This is a genomic window from Pseudomonas sp. GW821-FHT02A11 (assembly GCF_059421985.1).
This window is the reverse complement of record NZ_JBWKWB010000017.1, coordinates 71,724-96,228: the sequence shown is the minus strand read 5'-3', so window position 1 is coordinate 96,228 and position 24,505 is coordinate 71,724. Positions and strand designations below refer to the sequence as shown.

21 protein-coding genes and 1 pseudogene are annotated in these 24,505 nt (G+C 61.3%); 13 read left to right on the top strand and 9 right to left on the bottom strand.

Annotated elements, in window-relative coordinates; genetic code table 11:
• Positions 1-9 precede the first annotated feature (9 nt).
• Positions 10-465, bottom strand: a complete 456-nt coding sequence (locus AC07V9_RS21535) for a GNAT family N-acetyltransferase (RefSeq protein WP_495017660.1) — start codon at positions 463-465, stop codon at positions 10-12.
• 135 nt (positions 466-600) lie between these two features.
• Here AC07V9_RS21535 and AC07V9_RS21530 point away from each other — a divergent pair.
• Positions 601-1,044, top strand: a pseudogene (locus AC07V9_RS21530) (LysR family transcriptional regulator); the annotation flags it as partial.
• On the opposite strand, the gene AC07V9_RS21525 reads toward AC07V9_RS21530, so the two are convergent.
• Positions 1,013-1,966: a LysR family transcriptional regulator gene (locus AC07V9_RS21525; RefSeq protein WP_495017659.1), complete on the bottom strand. Its 954-nt coding sequence runs from the start codon at positions 1,964-1,966 to the stop codon at positions 1,013-1,015. The pseudogene AC07V9_RS21530 and the gene AC07V9_RS21525 sit on opposite strands and share 32 nt — an antisense overlap.
• Positions 1,967-2,062: 96 nt before the next feature.
• On the opposite strand from AC07V9_RS21525, the gene AC07V9_RS21520 reads away from it, so the two are divergent.
• From AC07V9_RS21520 to AC07V9_RS21495, 6 genes are all read left to right on the top strand, one after another.
• A complete protein-coding gene (locus tag AC07V9_RS21520) occupies positions 2,063-3,250 on the top strand; it encodes an MFS transporter (RefSeq protein WP_495017658.1) in 1,188 nt (395 codons plus the stop codon).
• Between the two features lie 192 nt (positions 3,251-3,442).
• On the top strand, positions 3,443-5,482 hold the full coding sequence (locus tag AC07V9_RS21515; RefSeq protein WP_495017657.1) for an oxidoreductase: 2,040 nt from the start codon (positions 3,443-3,445) through the stop codon (positions 5,480-5,482).
• 179 nt (positions 5,483-5,661) lie between these two features.
• Positions 5,662-6,552: a 1-aminocyclopropane-1-carboxylate deaminase/D-cysteine desulfhydrase gene (locus AC07V9_RS21510; RefSeq protein WP_495017656.1), complete on the top strand. Its 891-nt coding sequence runs from the start codon at positions 5,662-5,664 to the stop codon at positions 6,550-6,552.
• Positions 6,553-7,089: 537 nt separating this feature from the next.
• Positions 7,090-8,430 carry an MFS transporter gene (locus tag AC07V9_RS21505; protein ID WP_495017655.1) on the top strand — a complete coding sequence of 447 codons (1,341 nt, stop codon included), beginning with the start codon at positions 7,090-7,092 and terminating at the stop codon, positions 8,428-8,430.
• 229 nt (positions 8,431-8,659) lie between these two features.
• Positions 8,660-9,865: an MFS transporter gene (locus tag AC07V9_RS21500; RefSeq protein WP_495017654.1), complete on the top strand. Its 1,206-nt coding sequence runs from the start codon at positions 8,660-8,662 to the stop codon at positions 9,863-9,865.
• A complete protein-coding gene (locus AC07V9_RS21495; protein ID WP_495017653.1) occupies positions 9,865-11,148 on the top strand; it encodes an arsenic transporter in 1,284 nt (427 codons plus the stop codon). The genes AC07V9_RS21500 and AC07V9_RS21495 overlap by 1 nt, the downstream gene beginning before the upstream one ends.
• Here the strand turns inward: AC07V9_RS21495 and AC07V9_RS21490 are convergent.
• From AC07V9_RS21490 to AC07V9_RS21460, 7 genes are all read right to left on the bottom strand, one after another.
• Positions 11,111-12,094 carry a DUF1853 family protein gene (locus tag AC07V9_RS21490; RefSeq protein WP_495017652.1) on the bottom strand — a complete coding sequence of 328 codons (984 nt, stop codon included), beginning with the start codon at positions 12,092-12,094 and terminating at the stop codon, positions 11,111-11,113. The two genes, AC07V9_RS21495 and AC07V9_RS21490, sit on opposite strands and share 38 nt — an antisense overlap.
• Positions 12,095-12,177: 83 nt before the next feature.
• Entirely contained in the window at positions 12,178-12,345 is a 168-nt protein-coding gene (locus AC07V9_RS21485; protein WP_495017651.1) for a hypothetical protein, read from the bottom strand.
• An 89-nt stretch (positions 12,346-12,434) separates the two neighbouring features.
• On the bottom strand, positions 12,435-13,097 hold the full coding sequence (locus AC07V9_RS21480; RefSeq protein WP_495017650.1) for a DUF2931 family protein: 663 nt from the start codon (positions 13,095-13,097) through the stop codon (positions 12,435-12,437).
• A gap of 93 nt (positions 13,098-13,190) precedes the next feature.
• Entirely contained in the window at positions 13,191-13,856 is a 666-nt protein-coding gene (locus tag AC07V9_RS21475; RefSeq protein WP_495017649.1) for a DUF2931 family protein, read from the bottom strand.
• Between the two features lie 89 nt (positions 13,857-13,945).
• Complete coding sequence (locus tag AC07V9_RS21470; protein ID WP_495017648.1) at positions 13,946-14,611, bottom strand: DUF2931 family protein; 666 nt, start codon at positions 14,609-14,611, stop codon at positions 13,946-13,948.
• A gap of 89 nt (positions 14,612-14,700) precedes the next feature.
• Positions 14,701-15,363, bottom strand: coding sequence for a DUF2931 family protein (locus tag AC07V9_RS21465; RefSeq protein WP_495017647.1), 663 nt, complete (start codon positions 15,361-15,363; stop codon positions 14,701-14,703).
• Positions 15,350-17,215, bottom strand: coding sequence for a type VI secretion system family protein (locus AC07V9_RS21460; RefSeq protein ID WP_495017646.1), 1,866 nt, complete (start codon positions 17,213-17,215; stop codon positions 15,350-15,352). The genes AC07V9_RS21465 and AC07V9_RS21460 overlap by 14 nt, the downstream gene beginning before the upstream one ends.
• A 398-nt stretch (positions 17,216-17,613) precedes the next feature.
• On the opposite strand from AC07V9_RS21460, the gene AC07V9_RS21455 reads away from it, so the two are divergent.
• The 6 genes from AC07V9_RS21455 to pepN are packed head-to-tail and all read left to right on the top strand — an operon-like array spanning position 17,614 to position 24,180.
• The gene (locus tag AC07V9_RS21455; protein WP_093459812.1) at positions 17,614-18,504 is read left to right on the top strand and encodes an NAD(+) kinase; all 891 of its coding nucleotides are present in this window, start codon (positions 17,614-17,616) and stop codon (positions 18,502-18,504) included.
• Entirely contained in the window at positions 18,504-19,475 is a 972-nt protein-coding gene (locus AC07V9_RS21450; RefSeq protein ID WP_495017645.1) for a metallophosphoesterase, read from the top strand. Before AC07V9_RS21455 ends, AC07V9_RS21450 begins: the two co-directional genes overlap by 1 nt.
• Before the next feature lie 10 nt (positions 19,476-19,485).
• A complete protein-coding gene (locus AC07V9_RS21445; protein WP_495017644.1) occupies positions 19,486-20,358 on the top strand; it encodes a rhomboid family intramembrane serine protease in 873 nt (290 codons plus the stop codon).
• A gap of 29 nt (positions 20,359-20,387) precedes the next feature.
• Positions 20,388-20,648, top strand: a complete 261-nt coding sequence (locus AC07V9_RS21440; protein WP_062380693.1) for a YeaC family protein — start codon at positions 20,388-20,390, stop codon at positions 20,646-20,648.
• On the top strand, positions 20,645-21,475 hold the full coding sequence (locus AC07V9_RS21435; RefSeq protein WP_495017643.1) for a DUF2797 domain-containing protein: 831 nt from the start codon (positions 20,645-20,647) through the stop codon (positions 21,473-21,475). Before AC07V9_RS21440 ends, AC07V9_RS21435 begins: the two co-directional genes overlap by 4 nt.
• Before the next feature lie 26 nt (positions 21,476-21,501).
• On the top strand, positions 21,502-24,180 hold the full coding sequence (pepN, locus tag AC07V9_RS21430; protein WP_495017642.1) for an aminopeptidase N: 2,679 nt from the start codon (positions 21,502-21,504) through the stop codon (positions 24,178-24,180).
• Positions 24,181-24,505: the final 325 nt, after the last annotated feature.

The window sequence follows — 24,505 nt, the reverse complement described above, 5'->3', positions numbered from 1 at the left end:
TGCACGTCGCTAAGACCCCAGCGTCTTCTCCATCACGATCGTGCGCTCGGCGCCATGAAATTCGTCCCGCACCTTCGTGAACCCCAGCCCGGCATAGAACCCTTCAGCGGTGATCGAAGAGGGCACGCGTAGCTGCGTGATCCCGGCTTCGCTGGCCGCTGACTCAAGCGCCGTCATCAACAACCGACCCATGCCTGCCCTTTGATAACTTGGAGCAACGAACACACTGCGCACCGTGCTGCGATCCAGGCTTGCCGTCGCCACCACCTCGCCCTCTATGGTCGCCACATACACCTGACGCTGGGTCAGGAACTGCACCATCGCCTCGCAAGAAAAGTGCTGCTGCACCTGCTCGATGATCTCGGGGGAGTAATCCTGTGCGTTGGATTCGCGCAGCGTGGTGATGATGAGATGACTGATGGCAGGTGCGTCTGCGGGGGTTGCGGTTCGGATAACAGGTTGCATTGGGCACTTGTCCGTGTGCTGGGGATTCGCTCAACAGTGTAGGACGTTAGGTCTGACAAGGATGTGTAGGCGTCAGATCAATACGGCATCGCTCAAGCGATAACATTCCAGTCCGTCCCACACAGGAACCCGCCCATGCAGGTCAGCCGTGCCAATCTCGCCGATTTCGTCTATTTCCTGGCCATCGCCCGGCACCAGAGTTTCAGCCGTGCGATCAAGGGGCTGGTGATCAGCGCGTCGGCGTTGAGTCATGCGATCAAGGGGCTGGAATCGAGGCTGGGTGTGCGTCTGCTCAATCGCACGACGCGTAGCGTGACGCTGACGGCGGCGAGGGAGGAGCTGGTCGGGGTGATCAGCAAGCCGATGGACGCCATCGGCCAGGCAACCGAGGCGCTCAATCGCTTTCGCGACGAACCCACCGGGCGCATTCGCCTTAACCTTCTGGGCGATGCCGCCGACCTGCTGTTGGGCCCGGTGCTGCCGGTGTTCAACGACCGCTACCCGGAAATCGAAATCGACCTGACGGTGACCAACCTTATCGTCGACATCATCGGGGGCGGGCATGACGCGGGGATTCGAGCTGATCCGCGAGTTGCAAGGCATAGCGCCAATCGCGATGGTGCTCCACCAGAAAGTCCACGAACACCCTGACCCGCGCGGTCATGGTCGAGCCGCCGACGAACACCGCGTGAATCGGCTCGCGGTCGCCGGGATTGTAGGCTTCCAGCAGCGGCACCAGTTCGCCACGTTCGATCTCGTCGACTACGGTAAAGGCGCCGATGCGGGCGATGCCGGCGCCGAGCCTGGCCAGTTGCGCCAGCGTTTCGCCGCTGCTGCATTCGATGCTGCCAGAGACTTTGAGTGAGAATGCCTGATCGTCGCGGCGAAATGGCCAGTCGGGGGTGGCGCGGCGGAAGTTGAAGCGCAGGCAGTTGTGGCGGGCCAGGTCTTCGGGTTCACGGGGCGTGCCGTGACGTTCCAGATAGGCCGGGGAAGCGACGATCACTTGTCCGGTTTCGCCGATGCAGCGCGCACTCAAGGGGCTGTCCGGCAGATAACCGAAGCGCACGGCGACGTCGGCTTGTCCGGCGAGGATGTCCACCACTTCATCGCCCAAGGTCAGATCGACGAGGATTTCCGGGTAGCGCGCGGTGAAGGCTGCCACCAGCGGCACGATTGCCAGACGCCCATGAGCCAGTGATGCGCTGACCCGCAATCGACCCCGTGGCACGCCTTGGCTGGCGATGGCTTCTTCGACTTCGGCCATGTCGGCGAGGATGCGTCGCGCGCCCCGCAAGTACGCCTCGCCCTCGGCGGTGAGGGTGATAGCGCGCGTGGTGCGCAACAGCAGGCGCGTGCCGATGCGTTGTTCGGTGCGGGCGATGATCCGGCTCACCGCAGAAGGCGTCAGCCCCAGTGATCGAGCGGCTGCCGACAGGCTTCCGGCCTGCGCCACCTTGGCGAACACTTCCATTTCCCCCGACCTGCCGTTGAAATCCATTTGTGCCTCCAGGGCAAAGGTGCTTGTACCTAAAGGGCTCTACCGCCGCGCGAGCCGGGATCGTAGCATTTGCGGCATAGATAAGGAGCCAATTTCATGCGTATCAATCCACCGCTTGTAGCGTTATCCATCGGTGCCTTTGGCATCGGTGTGACCGAATTCGCCCCCATGGGCATGTTGCCCGGCATTGCTGCCGACCTCGGGGTTTCGATCCCCACCGCAGGCCTGCTGGTCAGCGCCTACGCGTTGGGCGTGCTGATCGGCGCGCCGCTGATGACCCTGACCACCGGCAAGATTCCACGGCGTTATCTGCTGATCGGGCTGATGGCGATTTTTACCCTGGGCAATCTGATGTCGGCGATGGCCACCAGCTATGAAAGCTTGCTCATCGCCCGGGTCGTGACCTCCCTCAACCACGGCGCCTTCTTCGGCATCGGCTCGATTGTTGCCGCCAGCGTAGTGCCACCCGAGAAAAGGGCAGGGGCCGTCGCGGCGATGTTCATGGGGCTGACGCTTGCGACCATCGGCGGGGTGCCGCTGGCCAGCTGGTTCGGCGAAATCATGGGCTGGCGTAGCGCGTTCTGGGGCATTGCCGGTTTAGGCTTTGTCGCCATGGCGTCGCTGTGGTTCGCCTTGCCCAACCTGCCGCTGCCCAAAAGTGACGGCGTGCTGGCCGAGATCAAGGTGCTGGCCCGTGGGCCGGTGCTCGCCGCGCTGGCACTGACCGTCGTGGGCTCGGGGGCGATGTTTACGGTGTTCACCTACATTGCGCCGATCCTGCACAGCGAAACCCACGCCTCCACCACTTTTATTACCGCCATGTTGGTGCTGTTCGGTATCGGCCTGACCCTGGGCAATATGTGGGGCGGCAAGGCGGCGGACCGTTCGGTGGATCGCACCCTGATCGTGTCGCTGGTGGTGCTGATCGTCGTCCTGCTGGCCTTCGCCGTGCTGATGCGCTGGCCGCTGCCCACGGCCGTGGCGATCCTGATCTGGGGCGCTGCGAGCTTCGCCCTGGTGCCACCCCTGCAAATGCGCGTGATGGAAGCCGCCAAGGACGCGCCCAACCTGGCGTCGGCGGTCAACATCGGCGCGTTCAACTTCGGCAACGCCATTGGCGCCGCGCTGGGAGGTGCGGTGATCAATGCAGGCCTGGGCTATCCGGCGATTTCCCTGGCGGGCGCGGCGATGGCGGGTCTGGGGTTGTTGATGGTGCTGGGGTTTGCGTGGCGTGCTCGGGTTGTGGCCTCGGCCAATGGCGGCGCTGCGGACGCCGTGGCCTGAGACGAATCGAGCAGCGCTCGGCCAAGCGCTGCTCACTACGATCATTAAGTTGTCACTTTCGGTCATTGAGCGTGACCGCCGCGGTGTTTAATGTCTGCGTCATGAACAGGGCTATGCTTGTAGTCCCTGACGAGTCGACGGGCACCGGAGAGTGCTCGCGCTTTCCGTGATGATGCTCGATGGAGTTGTTTTATGGCCGCCGCTCACTACCCGCACTTGCTGGCTCCGCTGGACCTGGGATTCACCACGCTGCGCAACCGCACCCTCATGGGCTCGATGCACACCGGCCTTGAAGAAAAGCCCGGCGGTTTCGAGCGCATGGCGGCGTATTTCGCCGAGCGTGCCCGGGGCGGCGTTGGCCTGATGGTGACCGGCGGTGTCGCACCGAACGTTGAGGGCGGCGTGTACGCCGGTTCCGCCAAGCTGAGCACGCCTGAGGAAGCCGAGCATCACCGCATCGTGACCAAGGCCGTGCACGAAGCGGGCGGCAAGATCTGCATGCAGATCCTGCACACCGGCCGTTACGCCTACAGCCCCAAGCAGGTGGCGCCAAGCCCGATCCAGGCACCGATCAACCCGTTCAAGCCCAAGGAGCTGGACGAGGAGGGCATCGAGAAGCAGATTCAGGACTTCGTCACCTGCGCCACCCTGGCCCAGACCGCCGAGTACGACGGCGTCGAAATCATGGGTTCGGAAGGCTACCTGATTAACCAGTTCCTCGTGGCCCACACCAACCACCGCACCGATCGCTGGGGCGGCAGTTACGAAAACCGCATGCGTCTGGCGGTGGAAATCGTGCGTCGAGTGCGCGAGGCCGTGGGCCGCAATTTCATCATCATTTATCGCCTGTCGATGCTGGACCTGGTCGAAGGCGGCAGCACCTGGGAAGAAGTGGTGCAGCTGGCGCAGGCCATCGAAAAGGCTGGCGCGACGATCATCAACACCGGCATTGGCTGGCACGAAGCGCGTATCCCGACCATCGCTACCAAGGTGCCCCGTGCGGCGTTCGCCAAGGTCACGGCGAAGATGCGCGGTTCGGTGTCGATCCCGCTGATCACCACCAACCGCATCAACACCCCGGAAGTTGCCGAAGCCGTGCTGGCTGAAGGCGACGCCGACATGGTGTCGATGGCCCGGCCTTTTCTGGCCGACCCGGAATTCGTCAACAAGGCCGCGGCCGGCCGCAGTGACGAGATCAATACCTGCATCGGATGCAATCAGGCGTGCCTGGACCACATCTTCGACGGCAAGCTCACCAGCTGTCTGGTCAACCCGCGCGCGTGTCACGAAACCGAGCTCAATTACCTGCCGGTCAAACAGATCAAGAAAATCGCCGTGGTCGGCGCCGGGCCTGCGGGTCTGGCAGCGGCAACGGTGGCCGCCGAGCGTGGTCATGAGGTGACGCTGTTTGATTCGGCGAGCGAGATCGGCGGTCAGTTCAACATCGCCAAGCGCGTGCCGGGCAAGGAAGAATTCTTCGAGACCCTGCGTTATTTCGGCCGCAAGCTGCAGACCACAGGCGTGGATGTGCGTCTGAATCAGCGCGTTTCGGTGGATGATCTGGTCGGCAAAGGTTATGACGAAGTGATCCTCGCCACCGGTATCGCGCCGCGCACGCCGGCCATTCCGGGCGTCGACAACCCGAAAGTGCTGAGCTACCTGGACGTGATTCTTGAGCGCAAGCCGGTGGGCAAATCGGTGGCGGTGATCGGCGCGGGCGGTATCGGCTTCGACGTGTCGGAATTCCTCGTGCATCAGGGCGTGGCCACGAGTCTGGATCGCGATGCGTTCTGGGAAGAGTGGGGCATCGATGGCGCGTTGCAGGCCCGTGGTGGTGTGGCCGGGATCAAGCCGCATCCTCATGCGCCGGCGCGTCAGGTGTACCTGTTGCAGCGCAAGACCTCCAAGGTCGGCGACGGCCTGGGCAAGACCACCGGCTGGATTCACCGCGCGGGGCTGAAAAACAAGCACGTGCAGATGCTCAACAGTGTCGAGTACGTGAAGATCGACGATGCAGGGTTGCACATTCGCATCGGTGCCGAGGGTGAGGAAAAGCTGCTGCCGGTGGACAACGTGGTGATCTGCGCGGGGCAGGACCCGTTGCGCGAACTCTATGACGGCCTGCAGGCGGCGGGGCAGAGCGTGCACTTGATCGGCGGCGCGGACGTGGCCGCCGAACTGGATGCCAAGCGCGCGATCAATCAGGGCTCGCGGTTGGCGGCGGAGTTGTAAGCCTTGGCTTGAGCTTCTGCGGAAGGCGTGGGAGCCGGCTTGCTGGCGAATGCGGTGTGTCATCCAAAATCGATGTGTCAGATCGATTGTATTCGCCAGCAAGCCGGCTCCCACGGCCTTCAGCCAGAAGCAAGAACGACTGTGTAGAATTCACGTTCTCCTATCCATGTCGTCATACCATGCTCCCCCAAGCCCCTCTCCAACCCCTCAACCTGCCTTGGCTTACCTCGGCAGGCATCGACGTCGCCATCCTGCGGCTGGACCTGATCGATCCGCTCATCAGCGGCAATAAATGGTTCAAGCTCACCCATCACCTCGCCGCCGCCAAACACGCAGGCGCCGACGGCGTGATCAGCTTGGGTGGCGCGCATTCCAATCACCTTCATGCCCTTGCCGCAGCGGGCAAGCGATTCGGCTTTTCCACCGTCGGGTTGCTGCGCGGGCACCCGGTTGAAACCCCGACGGTGGTCGATCTGAAGACCTTCGGCATGGAACTGCACTGGCTCGGTTACGCCGGATATCGCGCTCGCCATGAAGCAGGGTTCTGGGTGCCGTGGCGCGAACGTTATCCACAGCTGCACCCGATTCCCGAAGGCGGCGGTGGGTGGGAGGGTGCGTCGGGTTGCGCCGAGATCGTGAGCCAGGCCCGCGCCCAGCTCGCCGACATCGGCTGGAGCGACTACGACGGCTGGTGGCTGGCATGTGGAACGGGCACCACGCTGGCGGGATTGGTGCTGGCTGAAGACGGGGTGCGCAAGGTGTTCGGGGCGATGGCGGTGCCTGAGGGGCATGGGGTTGAGGGCAATGTGGCGGGGATTGTCGGCACGCAGGGTTTGAGCCGGTATGAGCTGATGGATGCCAGTCGCGGTGGGTTCGCCAAGACCGATCCTGAGTTGCTCGAATTCATCGCGTTAAGCGAAGACCAGAGTGGAGTGCCGCTTGAGCCGTTGTACACAGGCAAGGCTTTGCTGGCTCTACGGCAAGCGGCCGCGGCTGGTCGATTCGCCAAGGGCACGCGATTGATCTTTGTTCATACCGGTGGCCTGCAGGGCAAGCGGGCGCTGATCTAGCACGCGATGCATCCCCCTGTGGGAGCGAATTCATTCGCGAAAAATCGTTCAGGCAACACCCTATGTGTTGAATGTTCCGGCCCTTCGCGAATGAATTCGCTCCCACAGGGGATCACATGCGCAGAGACATCCGCGACCTTCTCACTGTGCTTCTAACGCGCCCCCCCGCTGACTGGCGTCAAAGCGAAGCTGCGGCCTGCTGAGGTATGGGGGCTGGCATGCACGAAGACCCACAGCCACAGCAACCTTCGACAGTAGCTCCATCCCTGTGGGAGCGAATTCATTCGCGAGACGGCAGTACATCCGACACACATCTGTCGCCTGAAAAATGGATCGCGAATGAATTCGCTCCCACAGTGATTCCGCGTTTGGCCCTCTATCTGAGGTGGATGCCATCACCTGATGCCTCTGGCACGAATCCTGCGGAACAGTCACCCCGACAGGTCGGTCCTGAGTATGTCGACGACACTTCTGGAGTGAGGCGGCTCAGGCGCTGTACCGATAATCGGATCTTTCCTACGCGCGCCGAGGTTTTACATGACCACTCCCGCCATTGAGCAGGTCGATCCTGCCACTTTGAGAAAAGTCATCGTCGCGGCCAGCATCGGCAATTTCGTCGAATGGTTCGACTTTGCCGTCTACGGATTTCTCGCCACCACCATCGCCCAGCAATTCTTCCCCAGTGGCGATGCCAGTGCAGCGCTGCTCAAGACCTTCGCGGTGTTCGCTGTGGCCTTTGCCTTTCGCCCGTTGGGCGGGCTGTTCTTCGGGATGCTGGGCGACAGGATCGGCCGCAAACGCACCCTGGCGTTCACCATTCTGTTGATGGCCGGGGCCACGACGATCATCGGCTTGCTGCCGGTTTACGCAGCGATCGGCGTCACGGCGCCGATTCTTTTGACCATCATTCGCTGCGCCCAGGGGTTCTCCGCCGGGGGCGAGTACGCCGGGGCCTGTGCCTATCTGATGGAGCACGCGCCGCGAGGCAAACGCGCCTGGTACGGCAGCTTCGTCCCGGTGTCGACCTTCGCGGCGTTCGCCTCAGCAGCGATTTTCGCCTATGCGCTCGAAGCCTCGCTGTCGGCAGAGGCCATGAACAGCTGGGGCTGGCGCGTGCCGTTTCTGGTGGCCGCGCCGCTGGGGCTGGTCGGCCTGTACCTGCGCTGGAAGCTGGACGAAACCCCGGCGTTCCAGGCCGTTGAAGATGATCACGCCGTCGCCCACTCGCCGCTCAAGGAAACCCTGCGCCATCACGGCGGGGCGATCCTGGCGCTGGGCGCGTTCATCTCGCTGACTGCGCTGTCGTTCTACATGTTCACCACCTATTTCACGACCTATCTGCAAGTGGCGGGGGGCTTGAACCGGGCCACGGCCTTGCTGGTGTCGCTGATCGCGTTGCTGTTCGCGGCGGCGATGTGCCCGATGGCGGGCGCATTCTCCGACAAGGTCGGGCGTCGGGTGACCGTGATCACGGCGTGTGTCCTGCTGGCGGTGATGGTCTATCCGTCCTTCCTGATGGCCAGTTCCGGCTCCTTCGCAGGCGCGATCATCGGTGTGTTGCTGCTGGCCACCGGCGCGGTGTTGTGTAACGTGGTGACTGCGGCGTTGTTGTCGGAGACCTTTCCTACACGCACTCGTTACACCGCTTCGGCGATCACCTACAACATGGCCTACACCATCTTTGGCGGCACAGCGCCGTTGATGGCGACCTGGCTGATTGGCCTGACCGGCAGCAACCTGGCCCCGGCGTTTTACCTGATCGCCATTGCCCTATTGGGGTTGGTGGGCGGCCTGGCGTTGCGCGAAACCTCCAGGGTTGCGCTGGATGAAGTGGACGGCACGCTGGGCCAGCGTTCAGCCGTAGGGTCTATCGCCTGACACGTTCATTTCTGTAGGAGCGCGCTTGCCCGCGAAGCGATGTGTCAGTCACTCCCGTGGCACACACACTCTGCAGTCGCGGGCAAGCGTGCTCCTAACGATGCATTTTTCGCAACAAAACATGGCACCTGCGCCCCAAAAAATGGCACATTGACGACCCCTTGTGTCGCCGACATCTTTTGTAACTACTTGCGTGCGGCACATCTAATCGTTCGATGGATGAACCCAGATGGCCGTCACCAGCCCCTCGACCGCGACTTCTGCGACGCCTCAATCCAGCCCGTTGGTCATGCGCATCATTGGCGCAGTGGCGCTGGCGCATTTGATCAACGACCTGATCCAGTCGGTCCTGCCGTCGATCTACCCGATGCTCAAGGCCAACTACGGCCTGACCTTCACCCAGGTCGGTCTGATCACCCTGACGTTCCAGATCACCGCGTCGCTGTTGCAGCCGTGGGTCGGTTACTACACCGACCGCCATCCCAACCCGCTGGTCCTGCCGCTGGGCTCGATCTGCACGCTGATTGGCGTGTTGATGCTCTCGACCGTGGGCAGTTTCCCGATGATTCTTCTCGCATCGGCGCTGATCGGCATCGGCTCGTCGACGTTCCATCCTGAGGCCTCGCGGATTGCCCGTCTGGCCTCCGGTGGGCGGTTTGGCCTGGCGCAATCGACCTTTCAGGTGGGCGGTAACAGCGGCTCGGCGTTCGGGCCGTTGCTGGCGGCGGCGATCATCATTCCGTTCGGCCAGGGGCACGTGGCGTATTTCGGCCTGTTCGCGCTGTTCTCCGTGGGCCTGCTATGGGCCATCAGCCGCTGGTACAAATCGCACCTGGCGCTGTTCAAACTCAAGGCAGGCAAGGCGGCGACCCACGGTCTGTCCAAGGCGCGGGTGACCTTCGCGCTGGCCGTGTTGGCGTTTCTGGTGTTCTCCAAATTCTTCTACATGACCAGCATCACCAGCTACTTCACCTTCTACCTAATCGAGCGCTTCGACCTGTCCGTCGCCAGCTCCCAGCTGCACCTGTTCCTGTTCCTCGGCGCGGTCGCGGCGGGCACTTTCTTCGGCGGGCCAATCGGCGACAAGATCGGTCGCAAGGCAGTGATCTGGTTCTCGATCCTGGGCGCTGCGCCGTTTACCCTCGCGCTGCCGTATGCCGATCTGTTCTGGACCAGCGTGCTCAGCGTGATCATCGGTTTCATCCTGGCCTCGGCGTTTTCCGCCATCGTCGTGTACGCCCAAGAGTTGGTGCCGGGCAACGTCGGCATGATCGCCGGGATCTTCTTCGGCCTGATGTTCGGCTTTGGTGGCATCGGCGCCGCTTTGTTAGGGCACCTGGCCGACCTTTACGGCATCGTGTTTGTCTACAGCGTGTGTTCCTTCCTCCCGCTGCTGGGCATCTTGGCGATTTTGCTTCCGAAGACTAAGCACTGATGCTGACAGCGGTACTTATTTTTCTGATCACCATTACCCTGGTGATCTGGCAACCCAAGGGCCTCGGCGTCGGCTGGAGTGCAACGTTCGGCGCGGTGCTGGCGTTGATTTTCGGGGTCGTACACCTGGCGGACATCCCGCAGGTCTGGCACATCATCTGGAACGCCACGGGCACCTTCATTGCGCTGATCATCATCAGCCTGTTGCTCGACGAGGCCGGGTTCTTTAACTGGGCGGCGCTGCATGTGGCGCGTTGGGGCAAGGGTCGCGGCCGCTGGCTGTTCGCGTTCATCGTGCTGCTCGGCGCGCTGGTCTCGGCGCTGTTCGCCAATGACGGCGCGGCGCTGATCCTCACGCCCATCGTCATGTCGATGCTGCTGGCCTTGCGCTTTTCCCCGGCCACGACCCTGGCATTCGTCATGGCGGCGGGCTTCATTGCCGACACCGCGAGCTTGCCGTTGGTGGTGTCGAATCTGGTCAACATCGTCTCGGCTGACTATTTCGGCATCGGCTTCAACCGCTACGCCTCGGTGATGGTTCCGGTCAATCTGGTCAGCGTCGCAGCGACCCTGGCGGTGCTGATGCTGTTCTTGCGCCGCGACATTCCTGAAACCTTCGACGCTTCCCAACTCGATGAACCGGCATCGGCCATTAAAGACCGCGCAACCTTCATCGCTGGCTGGTGGGTGCTGGGGATTCTGTTGGTCGGCTGTTTTGCCCTGGAGCCGCTGGGCATTCCGATCAGCGCGATCTCGGCGGTGTGCGCGGCGATCCTGTTGGGCATCGCGGCCAAGGGGCACAAGATTTCCACGCGCAAGGTCATGAAAGAAGCGCCGTGGCAGATCGTGATTTTCTCGCTGGGCATGTACCTGGTGGTCTACGGGCTGCGCAACGAGGGCATGACCACCTACCTCGCAGGCTGGCTGGATCGCTTCGCCGAGCACGGCCTGTGGGGCGCGGCGATGGGCACCGGGGTGCTGACCGCGTTGCTGTCGTCGGTGATGAACAACCTGCCGACGGTGCTGATCGGGTTGCTGTCCATTGATGCCAGTCAGGCACACGGGCCGCTTCAGGAAGCGATGATTTACGCCAACGTCATCGGCAGTGACCTGGGGCCGAAGATCACTCCCATCGGCAGCCTGGCGACCTTGCTCTGGCTGCACGTGCTGGCGCGCAAGGGCGTGAGCATCGGCTGGGGTTATTACTTGCGCGTCGGCATCATGCTGACCTTGCCGGTGTTGTTGATCACGCTGGCGGCGCTGGTGCTGCGACTGAGTGTCTGACCTCGTCGGCCGGCGCCAGCGCAGGCCACAGGTTTGAAACCAGAAACACGCGTTCGGCTTCCTGCCAGTGGCCTTGCTGCGTTTGTGTCAGGCGCACCAGCAGTTGCGCCTGGGCCATGGGGTCGAGCTGTTCTCGCCATGCCTGAAATTCAGCCTCACTCCAGATTTCGTCATACCGCGCCGGGCCCAGCCAGGCGTGGCGTGGCAGCGGTTGCCAGCGTCCTTCGGGGTGATGCGCGGCAAAGGCCGGCCAGTCCTTGTGATGAATCCATGTCCCACGCAGATGCTCGGCGTGCACGCCCTGTGGGGAAGCACCTGTGTCGGGCCACGGATAGAACAGATAACCGCCCAGCCAGAGCGCCGCGTTGAACGATTCAATCCCCAATGCCGACAACGCTTCCCGACTTTCCTCACGCCCCGACATCGGCAACTGATGCTGACTCAGGTGGGCGAGCTTCAACCCCAGCCGATCATGGGATCCGGGTCCCAGCCAGTTCGCCGGATCCGCGCGGTCGGTGTCCCGCTCGCCCAGATAAAACTTGATCGCCAATTCAACGTGATGAATACCGTTCTTGTCCCTCAACAGCATGTCCAGCTCTCCCAGCGTATGCCCGCCGACTCGAATCGGCAGGTTGGCGGCAATCATCTCCACACCCGGCGCGTGCAGGATTGCGAAATGCCAGAGGTGTTCGTAATACAACCCCAGACGCCGTATCGAACGGCGCGACAGCCATTCAACGAGAACGCCACTGTCCTGGTCGAGACCCCGCAAAAAGGCGTCCAATGCCTCGGGATTCTGCACCCAATCACTGCCGCTCAAGGGATGACGCTGCGGCCATTCGGTCAGCGCCAGCATCGGCGGCGAGAGGATCACCCACGCCAGATCCCGCACCTGAGGCGTGCGCAGTTGAAGGGGCAAGGCGGTGAGGGTCGGGAATGGGGTCATGGGCGAAGGATAGCAGGGCGCACTCCTCTGAAAGCTGCCACAGGGGCGTAGGTTCCACCGGTTGAACCTACGCCAAGCCCGGACTATGGGGCGCCCGTTGATCGTTCCCACACCTGCATGTAATTGGGCGCGAAAAAGCCCAGCCGCCACCCGTCGTAGGGCAGGTGCACGCCGTAGCGGTTGGTGCCACAGGCGCCCAGCAGCGGAAGCAGGATCAGTACAGCGAGCAGGCTCCCTTTAGCGATTGGCATGGGTCACTCGCTTGCACTGGGTGCCTTGGCAATCGTAGTGATCGAAAATCATCGAGCCTCCCTTTGTGCAGGCATGGATGGGAGGTGCTTCACCATGAATCGAAGGGAATGCCGAATTTGTCGATGTAGGCCTTGGCCTCCGGGTTCAGATCACGATACCGACCGTTCGAGAAGCCTTCGTAAGGGCCTTTCGGAGCCACTTTGGCTTGAACGCGGCTGACTTCGATTGCGTCAAGGCACACGCCCATGATCCAGGTTTTGGCGATGCCGCCGGGGGCCAAACCTATAACGACATTTTTTCGGTGGTCGTCTATCCAGGTATCGCCGTAGCAGTACGCCCGCTCTCCTTTGAGCATTTCTTGACCCACGGCACTCGGTATCTCGATGAACGCCTCATAGGTCTGCGGTTCAGCCAGTGATTGCCAACGGACATAGATCAACTGAGGCAAATCCGCACCGAAGACATGCTTGCCTGCCCCATCGCCAGGATTTTTAGGCCAGCCATTCGGGTTTCCCCTGAAATTGCGGGGCGACCTAACGGAAGCAATGCCGCTCATGGCGCGTCTGAAAATACGGTCGTTGATGTCGATGACGTTGGCGGTTTCGATCCACACCTCCATGTAATTGGGCGCGAAAAAGCCCAGCCGCCACCCGTCGTAGGGCAGGTTCACGCCGTAGCGGTTGGTGCCACAGGCGCCCAGCAGCGGGAGCAGGATCAGTACAGCGAGCAGGTTCCATTTAGCGATTGGCATGGGTCACTCGCTTGCACTGCTGAGTGCCTTGGCAATCGCCGCTGCTCAAGGTCATGGACCCGGCCTTTTGTGCAGGCATGGATGGGAGGTGCTTCACCATGAATCGAAGGGAATGCCGAATTTGTCGATGTAGGCCTTGGCCTCCGGGTTCAGATCACGATACCGACCGTTCGAGAAGCCTTCGTAAGGGCCTTTCGGAGCCACTTTGGCTTGAACGCGGCTGACTTCGATTGCGTCGAGGCAAGCGCCCATTATCCAGGTCTTGGCAATGCCGCCGGGGGCCAAGCCGATGGCAATGTTGTTTCGGTAATCGTCCAGCGAGATATTGCTGGCCTTGCAGTAGGTGCGTCCGCCTTCGAGCATTTTCTGCCGGGTCGCTTCGGGTATCTCGATGAACGCCTCATAGGTCTGCGGTTCAGCCAGTGATTGCCAACGGACATAGATCAGCTGAGGCAAATTCGCACCGAAGACATGCTTGCCTGCCCCATCGCCAGGATTTTTAGGCCAGCCGTTCGGGTTTCCCCTGAAATTGCGGGGCGACCGCACGGCGGCGATGCCACTCATGGCGCGCCTGAAAATACGGTCGTTGATGTCGATGACGTTGGCGGTTTCAATCCAGACCTCCATGTAATTGGGCGCGAAAAAGCCCAGCCGCCACCCGTCGTAGGGCAGGTTCACGCCGTAGCGGTTGGTGCCACAGGCGCCCAGCAGCGGGAGCAGGGCCAGTACAGCGAGCAGGCTCCATTTAGCGATTGGCATGGGTCACTCGCTTGCACTGGGTGCCTTGGCAATCGTAGTGATCGAAAATCATCGAGCCTCCCTTTGTGCAGGCATGGATGGGAGGTGCTTCACCATGAGTCGAAGGGAATGCCGAATTTGTCGATGTAGGCTTTGGCCTCTGGATTGGGGTCTCGGTAGTAGAGGCCATTCGAGAAGCCTTCGTAAGGGCCTTTCGGAGCCACTTTGGCTTGAACGCGGCTGACTTCGATTGCGTCAAGGCACACGCCCATGATCCAGGTTTTGGCGATGCCGCCGGGGGCCAAACCTATAACGACATTTTTTCGGTGGTCGTCTATCCAGGTATCGCCGTAGCAGTACGCCCGCTCTCCCTTGAGCATTTCTTGACCCACGGCACTCGGTATCTCGATAAACGCCTCATAGGTCTGTGGCTCAGCCAGTGATTGCCAACGGACATAGATCAACTGAGGCAAATCCGCACCGAAGACATGCTTGCCTGCCCCATCGCCAGGATTTTTAGGCCAGCCATTCGGGTTTCCCCTGAAATTGCGGGGCGACCTTACGGAGGCAATGCCGCTCATGGCGCGCCTGAAAATACGGTCGTTGATGTCGATGACGTTGGCGGTTTCGATCCAGACCTCCATGTAATTGGGCGCGAAAAAGCCCAGCCGCCACCCGTCGTAGGGCAGGTTCACGCCGTAGCGGTTGGTGCCACAGGCGCCCAGCAGCGGGAGCACAGCCAGTACAGCGAGCAGGCTCCCTTTAGCGATTGGCATGGGTCACTCGCTTGCACTGGGTGCCTTGGCAATCGTAGTGATCGAAAATCATCGAGCCTCCCTTTGTGCAGGCATGGATGGGAGGTGCTTCACCATGAGTCGAAGGGAATGCCGAATTTGTCGATGTAGGCCTTGGCCTCCGGGTTCAGATCACGATACCGACCGTTCGAGAAGCCTTCGTAAGGGCCTTTCGGAGCCACTTTGGCTTGAACGCGGCTGACTTCGATTGCGTCAAGGCACACGCCCATGATCCAGGTTTTGGCGATGCCGCCGGGGGCCAAACCTATAACGACATTTTTTCGGTGGTCGTCTATCCAGGTATCGCCGTAGCAGTACGCCCGCTCTCCCTTGAGCATTTCTTGACCCACGGCACTCGGTATCTCGATAAACGCCTCATAGGTCCGTGGCTCAGCCAGTGATTGCCAACGGACATAGATCAGCTGAGGCAAATTCGCACCGAAGACATGCTTGCCTTTTCCATCGACAGGATTTTTAGGCCAGCCATTCGGGTTTCCCCTGAAATTGCGGGGCGACCTAACGGAAGCAATGCCGCTCATGGCGCGTCTGAAAATACGGTCGTTGATGTCGATGACGTTGGCGGTTTCGATCCAGACCTCCATGTAATTGGGCGCGAAAAAGCCCAGCCGCCACCCGTCGTAGGGCAGGTTCACGCCGTAGCGGTTGGTGCCACAGGCGCCCAGCAGCGGGAGCAGAGCCAGTACAGCGAGCAGGCTCCATTTAGCGATTGGCATGGGTCACTCGCCGGTGATCGTGGGTGGGACGGTTGATGAAAATGAGGTCCAGATCGCTGTTCCTGAAGTTCATCACGGCGTTCCAGTTCGCAGACAAATGGATGTATCGCTGGAGCAGCAACTGTTCTTCCGGGGTTGTTAGGTTGGGGGTGGGCAAGCCGTGCAGGACATACGCCCGCAGCTTTTCGGCGATTGAGGTCAGCTCTTTCGGCAGTGCCAGACGGTCGTCGAGATCATCGAGAGCGATGAACGGAACGCGGTGCCGTGCGCCCAAATCGCGCATGATGCGCAGGTAGATTTTGGACAGGTCGCCGTACACTTCGCGCTCGACCTTGGGCGCCACGTAGACGCGTTGCATGGGGTGCAGTTCGTCTCGGCTGCGTGGCTGTACGACAGACCAGATTTCGATGTCCCATTCAATGCCATTCGCCTCCAGGTGCCGGAGCCAGGGATCGTTGCTGGTCCGCAACTGGTAAAAGGCGGATGAACGCTCATGGCTCAGATAGAGGTGTTCCAGGCTGTGCAGTGGCTTACTCACTAATACCCGTTCGCGGCTGCGTGGCAGATAGCCGCCGCCGATGTCTGAGTGGGCGCCGGGCAGCAGAATGTCGTGATCGGTACGGGTCAGGGCGAAGTTGAGGCGATGTTCGTCGCGAGCGACGAACTGGACGACCTTCCGTGCGATGTTGGCGGGCAGTGCCAGGTTCAGGCCTGACACGCGGGCATTGCCGGGGCTGAAATCACCCGCCAGAGGCGAGACGATTCCGGCCACGGTGTCGAACAGGCCGATGAAGTTGAGGCAGAAATCCTGCTCCAGTCGCCAGGCAAAGCCTTCGACAAACGCGGCCGGGTCTGCGGAAAGGGTTTTTGCCAGAAGACTTTTTTGGGCGTTGCGCAAGTCGTTGGCAAAGTGTCGGGCAGCAGCGGCCCCTCGACTGAAGCCAAACACGTCCACTTCCACGCGCTTGACCTTGATCCCTGGATTATGGCGTCTGAACCGCTGCAATCGTTCGGTTACCAACTCAGAGCTCTGCTCCACCCGCGCCAACACCCCCGTTCCCCAACGCCCCGTCGCCTGACCGTAGCGATCATCGTCGCCACCACTCACGGTCCCGATGCCTGCTAAGTAGACGGCAATCGAAGCCTCTTCGTCCTCCGCCCCAAGGCTGATGTCCGCCTGATCCACATACAGCTCATACAACCGCGCTACATTGCTGGTGTCGTTGCCATAGCTGTTGTCCGGCGTACTGCCATCCACGCCATAGCCATACGTTGCGCAGAACTGCCGGATGTCCTCGCTCTGATCCTGCAAGCCAACGTCTCGGGCCATGCACCCGGCGACGGTCTCGCTGTTCGCCTGATTGTTGCCGGTGCCGTCGAAGAACACGCCGATGCGCAGGGTGATGAGCTGTTGCTGCTCGACTTCTTCTTCCTCTTCTTCTAGTTCCTCGACGTTGACGCCGACCTTTGCATCGGGATTTGAATGTTTCGAAGTGGAGGGTGGGACGGAGCGGGCGGCAACCGCATAAACGGGTGCTTTGCGTGCGTCCGATGTGCTCGGTCCATTATCGGAACGGCTCACATAGGAGGATTGGGTGGAGGAGGGCCAGAGCTCCGCCCGGCAGGGACAGGTGCTGTAGCTGTCGAGTGACCCTGCCACGCGTTTGCCGTGACTCGTGATATACGAGATTCCCCCCTCGATGGTGTAGATCTGCCCATCGACGCCGCACGTGACCCTGTCGCCTTCGCGGCAATGTTCCTGTCCAAACATATTGACCCCGGGGTGTGAGTCCAGGACAACGCCACCGCAGGCGGTACGATCGTTTTTTCGAATGAAATAGCCTTTAGCCACTAATGGATCCTGTCAAAGAAACGCTTCCGTGCGGTTTGGAGTGGGTCACAGCGATGTGCGACGTGTGAACGTCGATTCGCACGCTGCCCTCGTTCCCCCATGCAGGCGATGGATAAGGGCGTTGGAGAGGTAAGGTGGAGCAGGGTGAACGGGGTTGGCGTGACGGCGTGCCCGGGAGAGCGTCAGCGAAAGCCTCTAAGGTTGCGGCTGTTTTCCTACAGATCGTGCCGTTTTTGTTCGCCGTTCAACGCGATTCGGGCTGACGTCGCCGGGTATTGGGATGGTTACCGAGCGAAGTGAGCCGTCCGCAAACCAATCGGCATGCACCGTGATTTGCCGCTACCGACCCCTTCGCCCATAATCGCGTTCTTTACAGGCATGAACCCCGCGGGAGCCCCATGGAGCAATTTCGTAATATCGGCATCATTGGTCGCCTGGGCAGTTCCCAAGTGCTCGAGACTGTCCGCCGACTCAAGAAATTCCTGATATCGCGGCACCTGCATGTGATCCTCGAAGACACCATCGCCGAGGTCCTGCCGGGGCATGGTCTGCAAACCTCTTCGCGCAAGATGCTCGGTGAAGTCTGCGACATGGTCATCGTCGTCGGCGGCGATGGCAGCCTGCTCGGCGCCGCCCGCGCGCTGGCCAAGCACAACGTGCCGGTGCTGGGGATCAACCGCGGCAGCCTGGGCTTTCTGACCGACATCCGCCCCGATGAGCTGGAAGTGAAGGTCGCCGAGGTGCTCGACGGTCATTATCTGGTGGAAAACCGCTTCCTGCTGCAGGCCGAAGTGCGCCGTCACGGTGAAGCGATCGGCCAGGGCGACGCCCTCAATGATGTGGTGCTGCACCCCGGCAAATCCACGCGCATGATCGAATTCGAGATCTACATCGACGGCCAGTTCGTCTGCAGCCAGAAGGCCGACGGCCTGATCGTGGCCACGCCGACAGGTTCCACGGCCTACGCACTGTCGGCGGGCGGCCCGATCATGCACCCCAAGCTGGACGCCATTGTCATCGTGCCGATGTACCCGCACACCCTGTCCGGCCGGCCAATTGTCGTCGACGGCAACAGTGAGCTGAAAATCGTTGTCTCAAAGGACATGACGATTTATCCACAGGTCTCCTGCGATGGACAAAACCACTTCACCTGCGCGCCGGGTGACACCGTGACCGTGAAAAAGAAACCGCAAAAACTGCGTCTGATTCACCCCCTCGATCACAACTATTACGAAGTCTGCCGGACCAAACTCGGTTGGGGCAGTCGGCTCGGCGGCGGGAGCGACTGATGCTCGATCCCGCGCGTAGCTACGATCTGATCGGTGACGTGCATGGATGTGCCCAGACCCTTGAGCACTTGCTCGACACCCTTGGTTACCGCTTTCAGGCCGGCGTCTGGCGCCACCCTGAACGCATCGCCCTGTTCCTGGGCGACATCATCGACCGCGGCCCGCGCATTCGCGAGGCACTGCACATCGTTCACGACATGGTCGTGGCCGGGCAGGCGTTCTGCATCATGGGCAACCATGAGTTCAATGCCTTGGGCTGGTCGACCCCTGCGCCGCCGGAAAGCGGCAAGCAGTTCGTGCGCGAGCACACGCCCCGTCACGCGCGCCTCTTGGGCGAAACCCTGGCGCAGTTCGAAGGGCATCCCGGCGACTGGAACGACTTCCTCAAATGGTTCTATGAGCTGCCGCTGTTCATCGACGCCGAGCGTTTCCGGCTGGTGCACGCCTGTTGGGACACCAACCTGATCGAGCCATTGCGCAGCGCCCATGGCGACGGTCGCATCGATCAGCACTTCGTCCAGGCCTCTGCCGTGCAAGGCAGTTTCGCCAGCGCGGTGTTCGACCGACTGTTGCGCGGCACCGACATGCGCCTGCCCCACGGCATGACGCTCACCGGTGGTGATGGCCTGACCCGAGCCTCGTTCCGCACCAAGTTTTGGGAAGACAACCCGCAGACCTACGGCGACGTGGTGTTCCAGCCCGACGCTTTGCCCGAGCCCGTGGCCAAACGGCCGCTGTCGGACAGCGAGAAAAGCGCGTTGCTGCGCTATGGCGCGGACGAGCCATTGCTGTTCGTCGGCCATTATTGGCGCAGCGGGATTCCCGCTCCGATTCGCCCGAACCTGGCGTGCCTGGACTACAGCGCCGTGCTGTACGGCAAGCTGGCCGCGTATCGCCTTGATCAAGAAACCCGCATCGACCCGAGCAAATTCGTCTGGGTCGATGTCACGCGGCCCGAGATTGCCAAATGAGCCTTAATCCATGAATCCGGTCGCCGTCCTGCGTCTGCCCCTGAACATCGACCTGAGCGGTTTCGTCGAACTGCTGCGCCGCCTCAACGTCCCGCACCGGGTCAGCGAGGAGGCAGGCGAGCAAGTGCTCTGGGTGCCCGACGCGCCGCAACTGGCCGACGATGTCCGGCGTCTCTATGAGCAATACCCGCAAGGCGATCCTACCGCGCAGCTGCCGCCGGGCCGTGAAGTGGTGGCCGTAAGCCGCCCAAGTCCGTTGCTGCAAGTGCGCAGCAGCCCGGTGACCAGCATCTTTTTGCTGCTGTGCCTGATCGTCGCGGGGGTGACGCTTTTGGGCGACAACTTCGAGGCGCTGAGCTGGCTGACCTTCAACGATTTCCGCGTCAGCGGCGATTACGTGATGTTCACCCCGGTCGATGTCACGCTGGCGGCGGGGCAGTGGTGGCGGATTGTGTCGCCGATGTTGATCCACTTCGGCCTGCTGCATCTGGTGATGAACGCCCTGTGGTTCTGGGAGCTGGGGCGGCGTATCGAAGTACGCCAGGGCAGCTGGCAGTTGCTGGGGCTGACCCTGGCCTTCAGCGCCTTTTCCAACTACGGCCAGTATTTCTGGAGTGGCCCGAGCCTGTTCGGCGGATTGTCCGGAGTGCTGTATGGCTTGCTGGGTCACTGCTGGATCTTTCAATGGCTCGCACCCAACCCCATCTATCGTTTGCCGCGCGGCGTACTGGTGATGATGCTCGCGTGGCTGGTGCTGTGCATGTCCGGGCTGATCAGCCTGCTGGGTTTTGGCGAAATCGCCAACGGCGCCCACGTCGGCGGACTGATCATCGGTTGTGCAACAGGTCTTGTGGGCGGTGCATTGGCGCGCCGTAAGCATTAAAATTGCCCGCTTAATTCTGGGAGAGCCCAATGTCCTCTTTTGTCGAAATGATCGAAAACATCACCCCGGACATCTACGAGAGCCTGAAACTGGCCGTGGAAATCGGCAAGTGGTCCGATGGCCGCAAGCTGACTCAAGAGCAACGTGAGCTGTCGCTGCAGGCGCTGATCGCCTGGGAAGTGCGCAACGTGCCCGAAGAACAGCGCATCGGCTACATGGGCCCGCAGGAGTGCGCCTCCAAGTCAGCGCCGGTGCCGAACATCCTCTTCAAGTCGGATGCCATCCATTGATAGAGATTGGTCGCGGCTCCGTCAACAAGATGTCTGCCCGGCTCGATGCCACGCAGGTGGAATATGCGTTTCGTCTGGGTGACTCGGAAATTCCGGTCAACCCGCTGATCGGCAAGACCGTGCGCCTGGAATACCTGGGTGCCATTCACTGCAGCCATTGCGGCCGTCGCACCAAGACCAGCTTCAGCCAGGGCTATTGCTACCCCTGCATGCAGAAACTGGCCCAGTGCGACCTGTGCATCATGAGCCCGGAAAAATGCCACCACGAACACGGCACCTGCCGCGATCCGTCGTGGGGCGAGCAGTTCTGCATGACCGATCACGTGGTTTATCTCGCCAACTCGTCGGGCGTCAAAGTCGGCATCACCCGTGCCACCCAGCTGCCGACACGCTGGCTGGACCAGGGCGCGAGCCAGGCGTTGCCGATCGTGCGCGTAGCCACCCGTCAGCAGTCGGGTTTCGTCGAAGACCTGTTCCGCAGCCAAGTGGCCGACCGCACCAACTGGCGGGCCCTGCTTAAAGGCGATGCGCCATCGGTTGACCTGACGGCCATTCGTCAGCAATTGTTCGAGTCTTGCGCCGAAGGCCTGGCGTCACTGCAAACGCGCTTCGGTCTGCAGGCGATCCAGTTGTTGAACGATGTGCAACCCATCGAGATCAACTACCCGGTCGAGGCTTATCCGACGAAGATCGTCAGCTTCAACCTGGACAAGGACCCCATCGCCGAAGGCACGTTGCTGGGCATCAAGGGCCAGTACCTGATCTTCGACACGGGCGTGATCAATATTCGCAAGTACACGGCGTATCAACTCGCCGTGCATCAGTAGCCTGAATTGGAAGAAGGGACAGCATCATGCGCACCGAACAGCCAAAAATGATCTACCTGAAGGATTACCAGGCGCCTGAGTACCTCATCGACGAGACGCACCTGACCTTCGAATTGTTCGACGACCACACCTTGGTGCACGCGCAATTGGTCATGCGCCGCAATCCGCAGCGGGGCCAGCCTTTACAAGGAGTCGCCTTGCCACCGCTGGTGCTTGACGGTCAACAGTTGGAACTGCTGTCGGTCAAGCTGGCCGATGTCGATCTGGCAGCGGGTGACTACGAGCTGACCCCGGACAACCTGACCGTCCACCCCCAATCCGAGACCTTCACCCTGGACACCAGCGTGAAGATCCACCCCGAAACCAACACCGCGCTGGAAGGCCTGTACAAGTCCAGCGGCATGTTCTGCACCCAGTGCGAGGCCGAAGGTTTCCGCAAGATCACCTATTACCTCGACCGCCCGGACGTGATGAGCAGCTTCACCACGACCGTGATTGCCGACAAACAGGACTTCCCGATCCTGCTGTCCAACGGCAACCCGATCGAGGCAGGCCCTTCCGAAGACGGGCGTCACTGGATCACCTGGGAGGACCCGTTCAAGAAGCCGGCCTACCTGTTTGCGTTGGTGGCGGGTGATCTGTGGTGCATCGAAGACACCTTCATCACCATGACCGAACGCAAGGTCACGTTGCGCATTTATGTCGAGCAGGAAAACATCGACAAATGCCAGCACGCCATGGACAGCCTGAAGAAATCCATGCGCTGGGACGAAGAGGTCTACGGCCGCGAATACGACCTGGACATCTTCATGATCGTGGCGGTCAACGACTTCAACATGGGCGCCATGGAGAACAAGGGCCTCAACATCTTCAACTCCAGCGCTGTGCTGGCCCGCGCCGAAACCGCGACCGACGCTGCGCACCAACGTGTTGAAGCCATCGTCGCCCATGAATACTTCCACAACTGGTCGGGCAACCGCGTGACCTGCCGCGACTGGTTCCAGCTGTCGCTCAAGGAAGGCTTCACCGTGTTCCGTGATGCGGGCTTTTCCTCGGACATGCACTCGGCGACGGTCAAGCGCATTCAGGATGTCGCGTACCTGCGCACGCACCAGTTCGCTGAAGATGCGGGCCCCATGGCCCACGCCGTGCGCCCGGACAGCTTCATCGAGATTTCCAACTTCTACACCCTGACCGTGTACGAAAAGGGTTCGGAAGTGGTCGGCATGATCCACACCTTGCTCGGTGCCGAAGGTTTCCGTAAAGGCAGCGACCTGTACTTCGAGCGCCACGACGGCCAGGCCGTGACCTGCGACGATTTCGTCAAGGCCATGGAAGACGCCAACGGCATCGACCTGACCCAGTTCAAGCGCTGGTATTCCCAGGCCGGCACGCCGCGCCTGGCGGTGAGCGAGTCCTACGACGCTGCGGCCAAAACCTACAGCCTGACCTTCCGCCAGAGCGCGCCGACCACCCCAGGTCAGCCAGGCGACGAGAAAAAGCCGTTCGTGATTCCGGTATCGCTGGGCCTGCTGGACAAGCAAGGTCAGGAAATTGCGCTGCGCTTGCAGGATGAATCCTCGGTATCCGGTACCTCCCGCGTCATCTCCGTGACCGAAGCCGAACAGACCTTCACCTTCGTCGACATCGCCGAACAGCCGCTGCCTTCGCTGCTGCGTGGCTTCTCCGCGCCGGTGAAACTGAGCTTCCCGTACAACCGCGACCAGCTGATGTTCCTGATGCAGCATGACAGCGACGGCTTCAACCGCTGGGATGCCGGTCAGCAGTTGTCGGTGCAGGTGCTGCAGGAGCTGATTGCTCAGCATCAGAAGGGCGAGGCATTGGTGCTGGATCAGCGTCTGACCACTGCGCTGCGCACCGTGCTGGCGGATGAGTCTCTGGATCAGGCGATGGTCGCCGAAATGCTCTCGCTGCCAGGCGAGGCGTACCTCACCGAAATCAGCGAAGTGGCCGATGTCGATGCCATCCACGCCGCTCGCGAGTTCGCTCGTCAGCAACTGGCGAACAGCCTGAGCGACGCGTTGTGGAAGCGTTACGTGGCTAATCGTGAGGTGTCCAAGGCCACGGCCTACGTGGCTGAATCCGAACACTTCGCCCGCCGCGCGCTGCAAAACATCGCATTGTCGTACCTGATGCTCACTGGCAAGCCAGAAGTGCTGGCGGCGGCGATCGAACAGTTCGACAGCGCCGACAACATGACCGAACGCCTGACCGCGCTGGCGGTGCTCGTCAACTCGCCATTCGAAGACGAGAAGGCCAAGGCACTGGCGGTGTTCGCCGAAAACTTCAAGGACAATGCCCTGGTCATGGATCAGTGGTTCAGTGTGCAGGCTGGCAGCACCCTAACGGGCGGTCTGGAGCGGGTGAAGGCGCTGATGCAGCACCCGGCGTTTACCCTCAAGAACCCGAACAAGGTGCGGGCGCTGATCGGTGCGTTTGCCGGGCAGAACCTGATCAACTTCCATGCGGCGGATGGTTCGGGGTATCGCTTCCTGGCGGATCTGGTCATCGAGCTGAACAGCTTCAACCCGCAGATCGCGTCGCGTCAGCTGGCGCCGTTGACGCGCTGGCGCAAATACGACGACAAGCGCCAGGCGCTGATGAGGGGCGAGCTGGAGCGGATTCGCGCGTCGGGGCAGTTGTCGCCGGATGTGTATGAAGTCGTGAGTAAAAGCCTGGCGTAATTTTCGCGGGCTTGGGTGAAAAGGGCTGTCCGTTTGAGCGGGCGGCCCTTTTTTGGTTTTTCGGGACGGGGGTATTCGTCTGATTGACCGCGCATGAACCCAGAAGCGAACGCTGATGTGGGTTACGCCCCAATCTCTCGTAGGAGCAGTCGGAGGTTACGACGGCCGCGAAAGCGGTACTCCAGACACCGGTGTTTTACCTGGCCACCGTCTACGCCCAATCGCGGCCCGCACGGTCGCCACCTCCAGAGTTTCAAGCTTGTAGTCCATTTCCCATCCCAGACTTCCCGCTTTCACACCGCAACACAAGAGTCACCTGACAGAA

What these genes read in the sequence shown, in the direction of transcription:
- AC07V9_RS21535 (WP_495017660.1), bottom strand. Translation starts at nt 465, where the DNA reads ATGCAACCTGTTATCCGAACCGCAACCCCCGCAGACGCACCTGCCATC.
- AC07V9_RS21525 (WP_495017659.1), bottom strand. Translation starts at nt 1,966, where the DNA reads ATGGATTTCAACGGCAGGTCGGGGGAAATGGAAGTGTTCGCCAAGGTG.
- AC07V9_RS21520 (WP_495017658.1), top strand. Translation starts at nt 2,063, where the DNA reads ATGCGTATCAATCCACCGCTTGTAGCGTTATCCATCGGTGCCTTTGGC.
- AC07V9_RS21515 (WP_495017657.1), top strand. Translation starts at nt 3,443, where the DNA reads ATGGCCGCCGCTCACTACCCGCACTTGCTGGCTCCGCTGGACCTGGGA.
- AC07V9_RS21510 (WP_495017656.1), top strand. Translation starts at nt 5,662, where the DNA reads ATGCTCCCCCAAGCCCCTCTCCAACCCCTCAACCTGCCTTGGCTTACC.
- AC07V9_RS21505 (WP_495017655.1), top strand. Translation starts at nt 7,090, where the DNA reads ATGACCACTCCCGCCATTGAGCAGGTCGATCCTGCCACTTTGAGAAAA.
- AC07V9_RS21500 (WP_495017654.1), top strand. Translation starts at nt 8,660, where the DNA reads ATGGCCGTCACCAGCCCCTCGACCGCGACTTCTGCGACGCCTCAATCC.
- AC07V9_RS21495 (WP_495017653.1), top strand. Translation starts at nt 9,865, where the DNA reads ATGCTGACAGCGGTACTTATTTTTCTGATCACCATTACCCTGGTGATC.
- AC07V9_RS21490 (WP_495017652.1), bottom strand. Translation starts at nt 12,094, where the DNA reads ATGACCCCATTCCCGACCCTCACCGCCTTGCCCCTTCAACTGCGCACG.
- AC07V9_RS21485 (WP_495017651.1), bottom strand. Translation starts at nt 12,345, where the DNA reads ATGCCAATCGCTAAAGGGAGCCTGCTCGCTGTACTGATCCTGCTTCCG.
- AC07V9_RS21480 (WP_495017650.1), bottom strand. Translation starts at nt 13,097, where the DNA reads ATGCCAATCGCTAAATGGAACCTGCTCGCTGTACTGATCCTGCTCCCG.
- AC07V9_RS21475 (WP_495017649.1), bottom strand. Translation starts at nt 13,856, where the DNA reads ATGCCAATCGCTAAATGGAGCCTGCTCGCTGTACTGGCCCTGCTCCCG.
- AC07V9_RS21470 (WP_495017648.1), bottom strand. Translation starts at nt 14,611, where the DNA reads ATGCCAATCGCTAAAGGGAGCCTGCTCGCTGTACTGGCTGTGCTCCCG.
- AC07V9_RS21465 (WP_495017647.1), bottom strand. Translation starts at nt 15,363, where the DNA reads ATGCCAATCGCTAAATGGAGCCTGCTCGCTGTACTGGCTCTGCTCCCG.
- AC07V9_RS21455 (WP_093459812.1), top strand. Translation starts at nt 17,614, where the DNA reads ATGGAGCAATTTCGTAATATCGGCATCATTGGTCGCCTGGGCAGTTCC.
- AC07V9_RS21450 (WP_495017645.1), top strand. Translation starts at nt 18,504, where the DNA reads ATGCTCGATCCCGCGCGTAGCTACGATCTGATCGGTGACGTGCATGGA.
- AC07V9_RS21445 (WP_495017644.1), top strand. Translation starts at nt 19,486, where the DNA reads ATGAATCCGGTCGCCGTCCTGCGTCTGCCCCTGAACATCGACCTGAGC.
- AC07V9_RS21440 (WP_062380693.1), top strand. Translation starts at nt 20,388, where the DNA reads ATGTCCTCTTTTGTCGAAATGATCGAAAACATCACCCCGGACATCTAC.
- pepN (WP_495017642.1), top strand. Translation starts at nt 21,502, where the DNA reads ATGCGCACCGAACAGCCAAAAATGATCTACCTGAAGGATTACCAGGCG.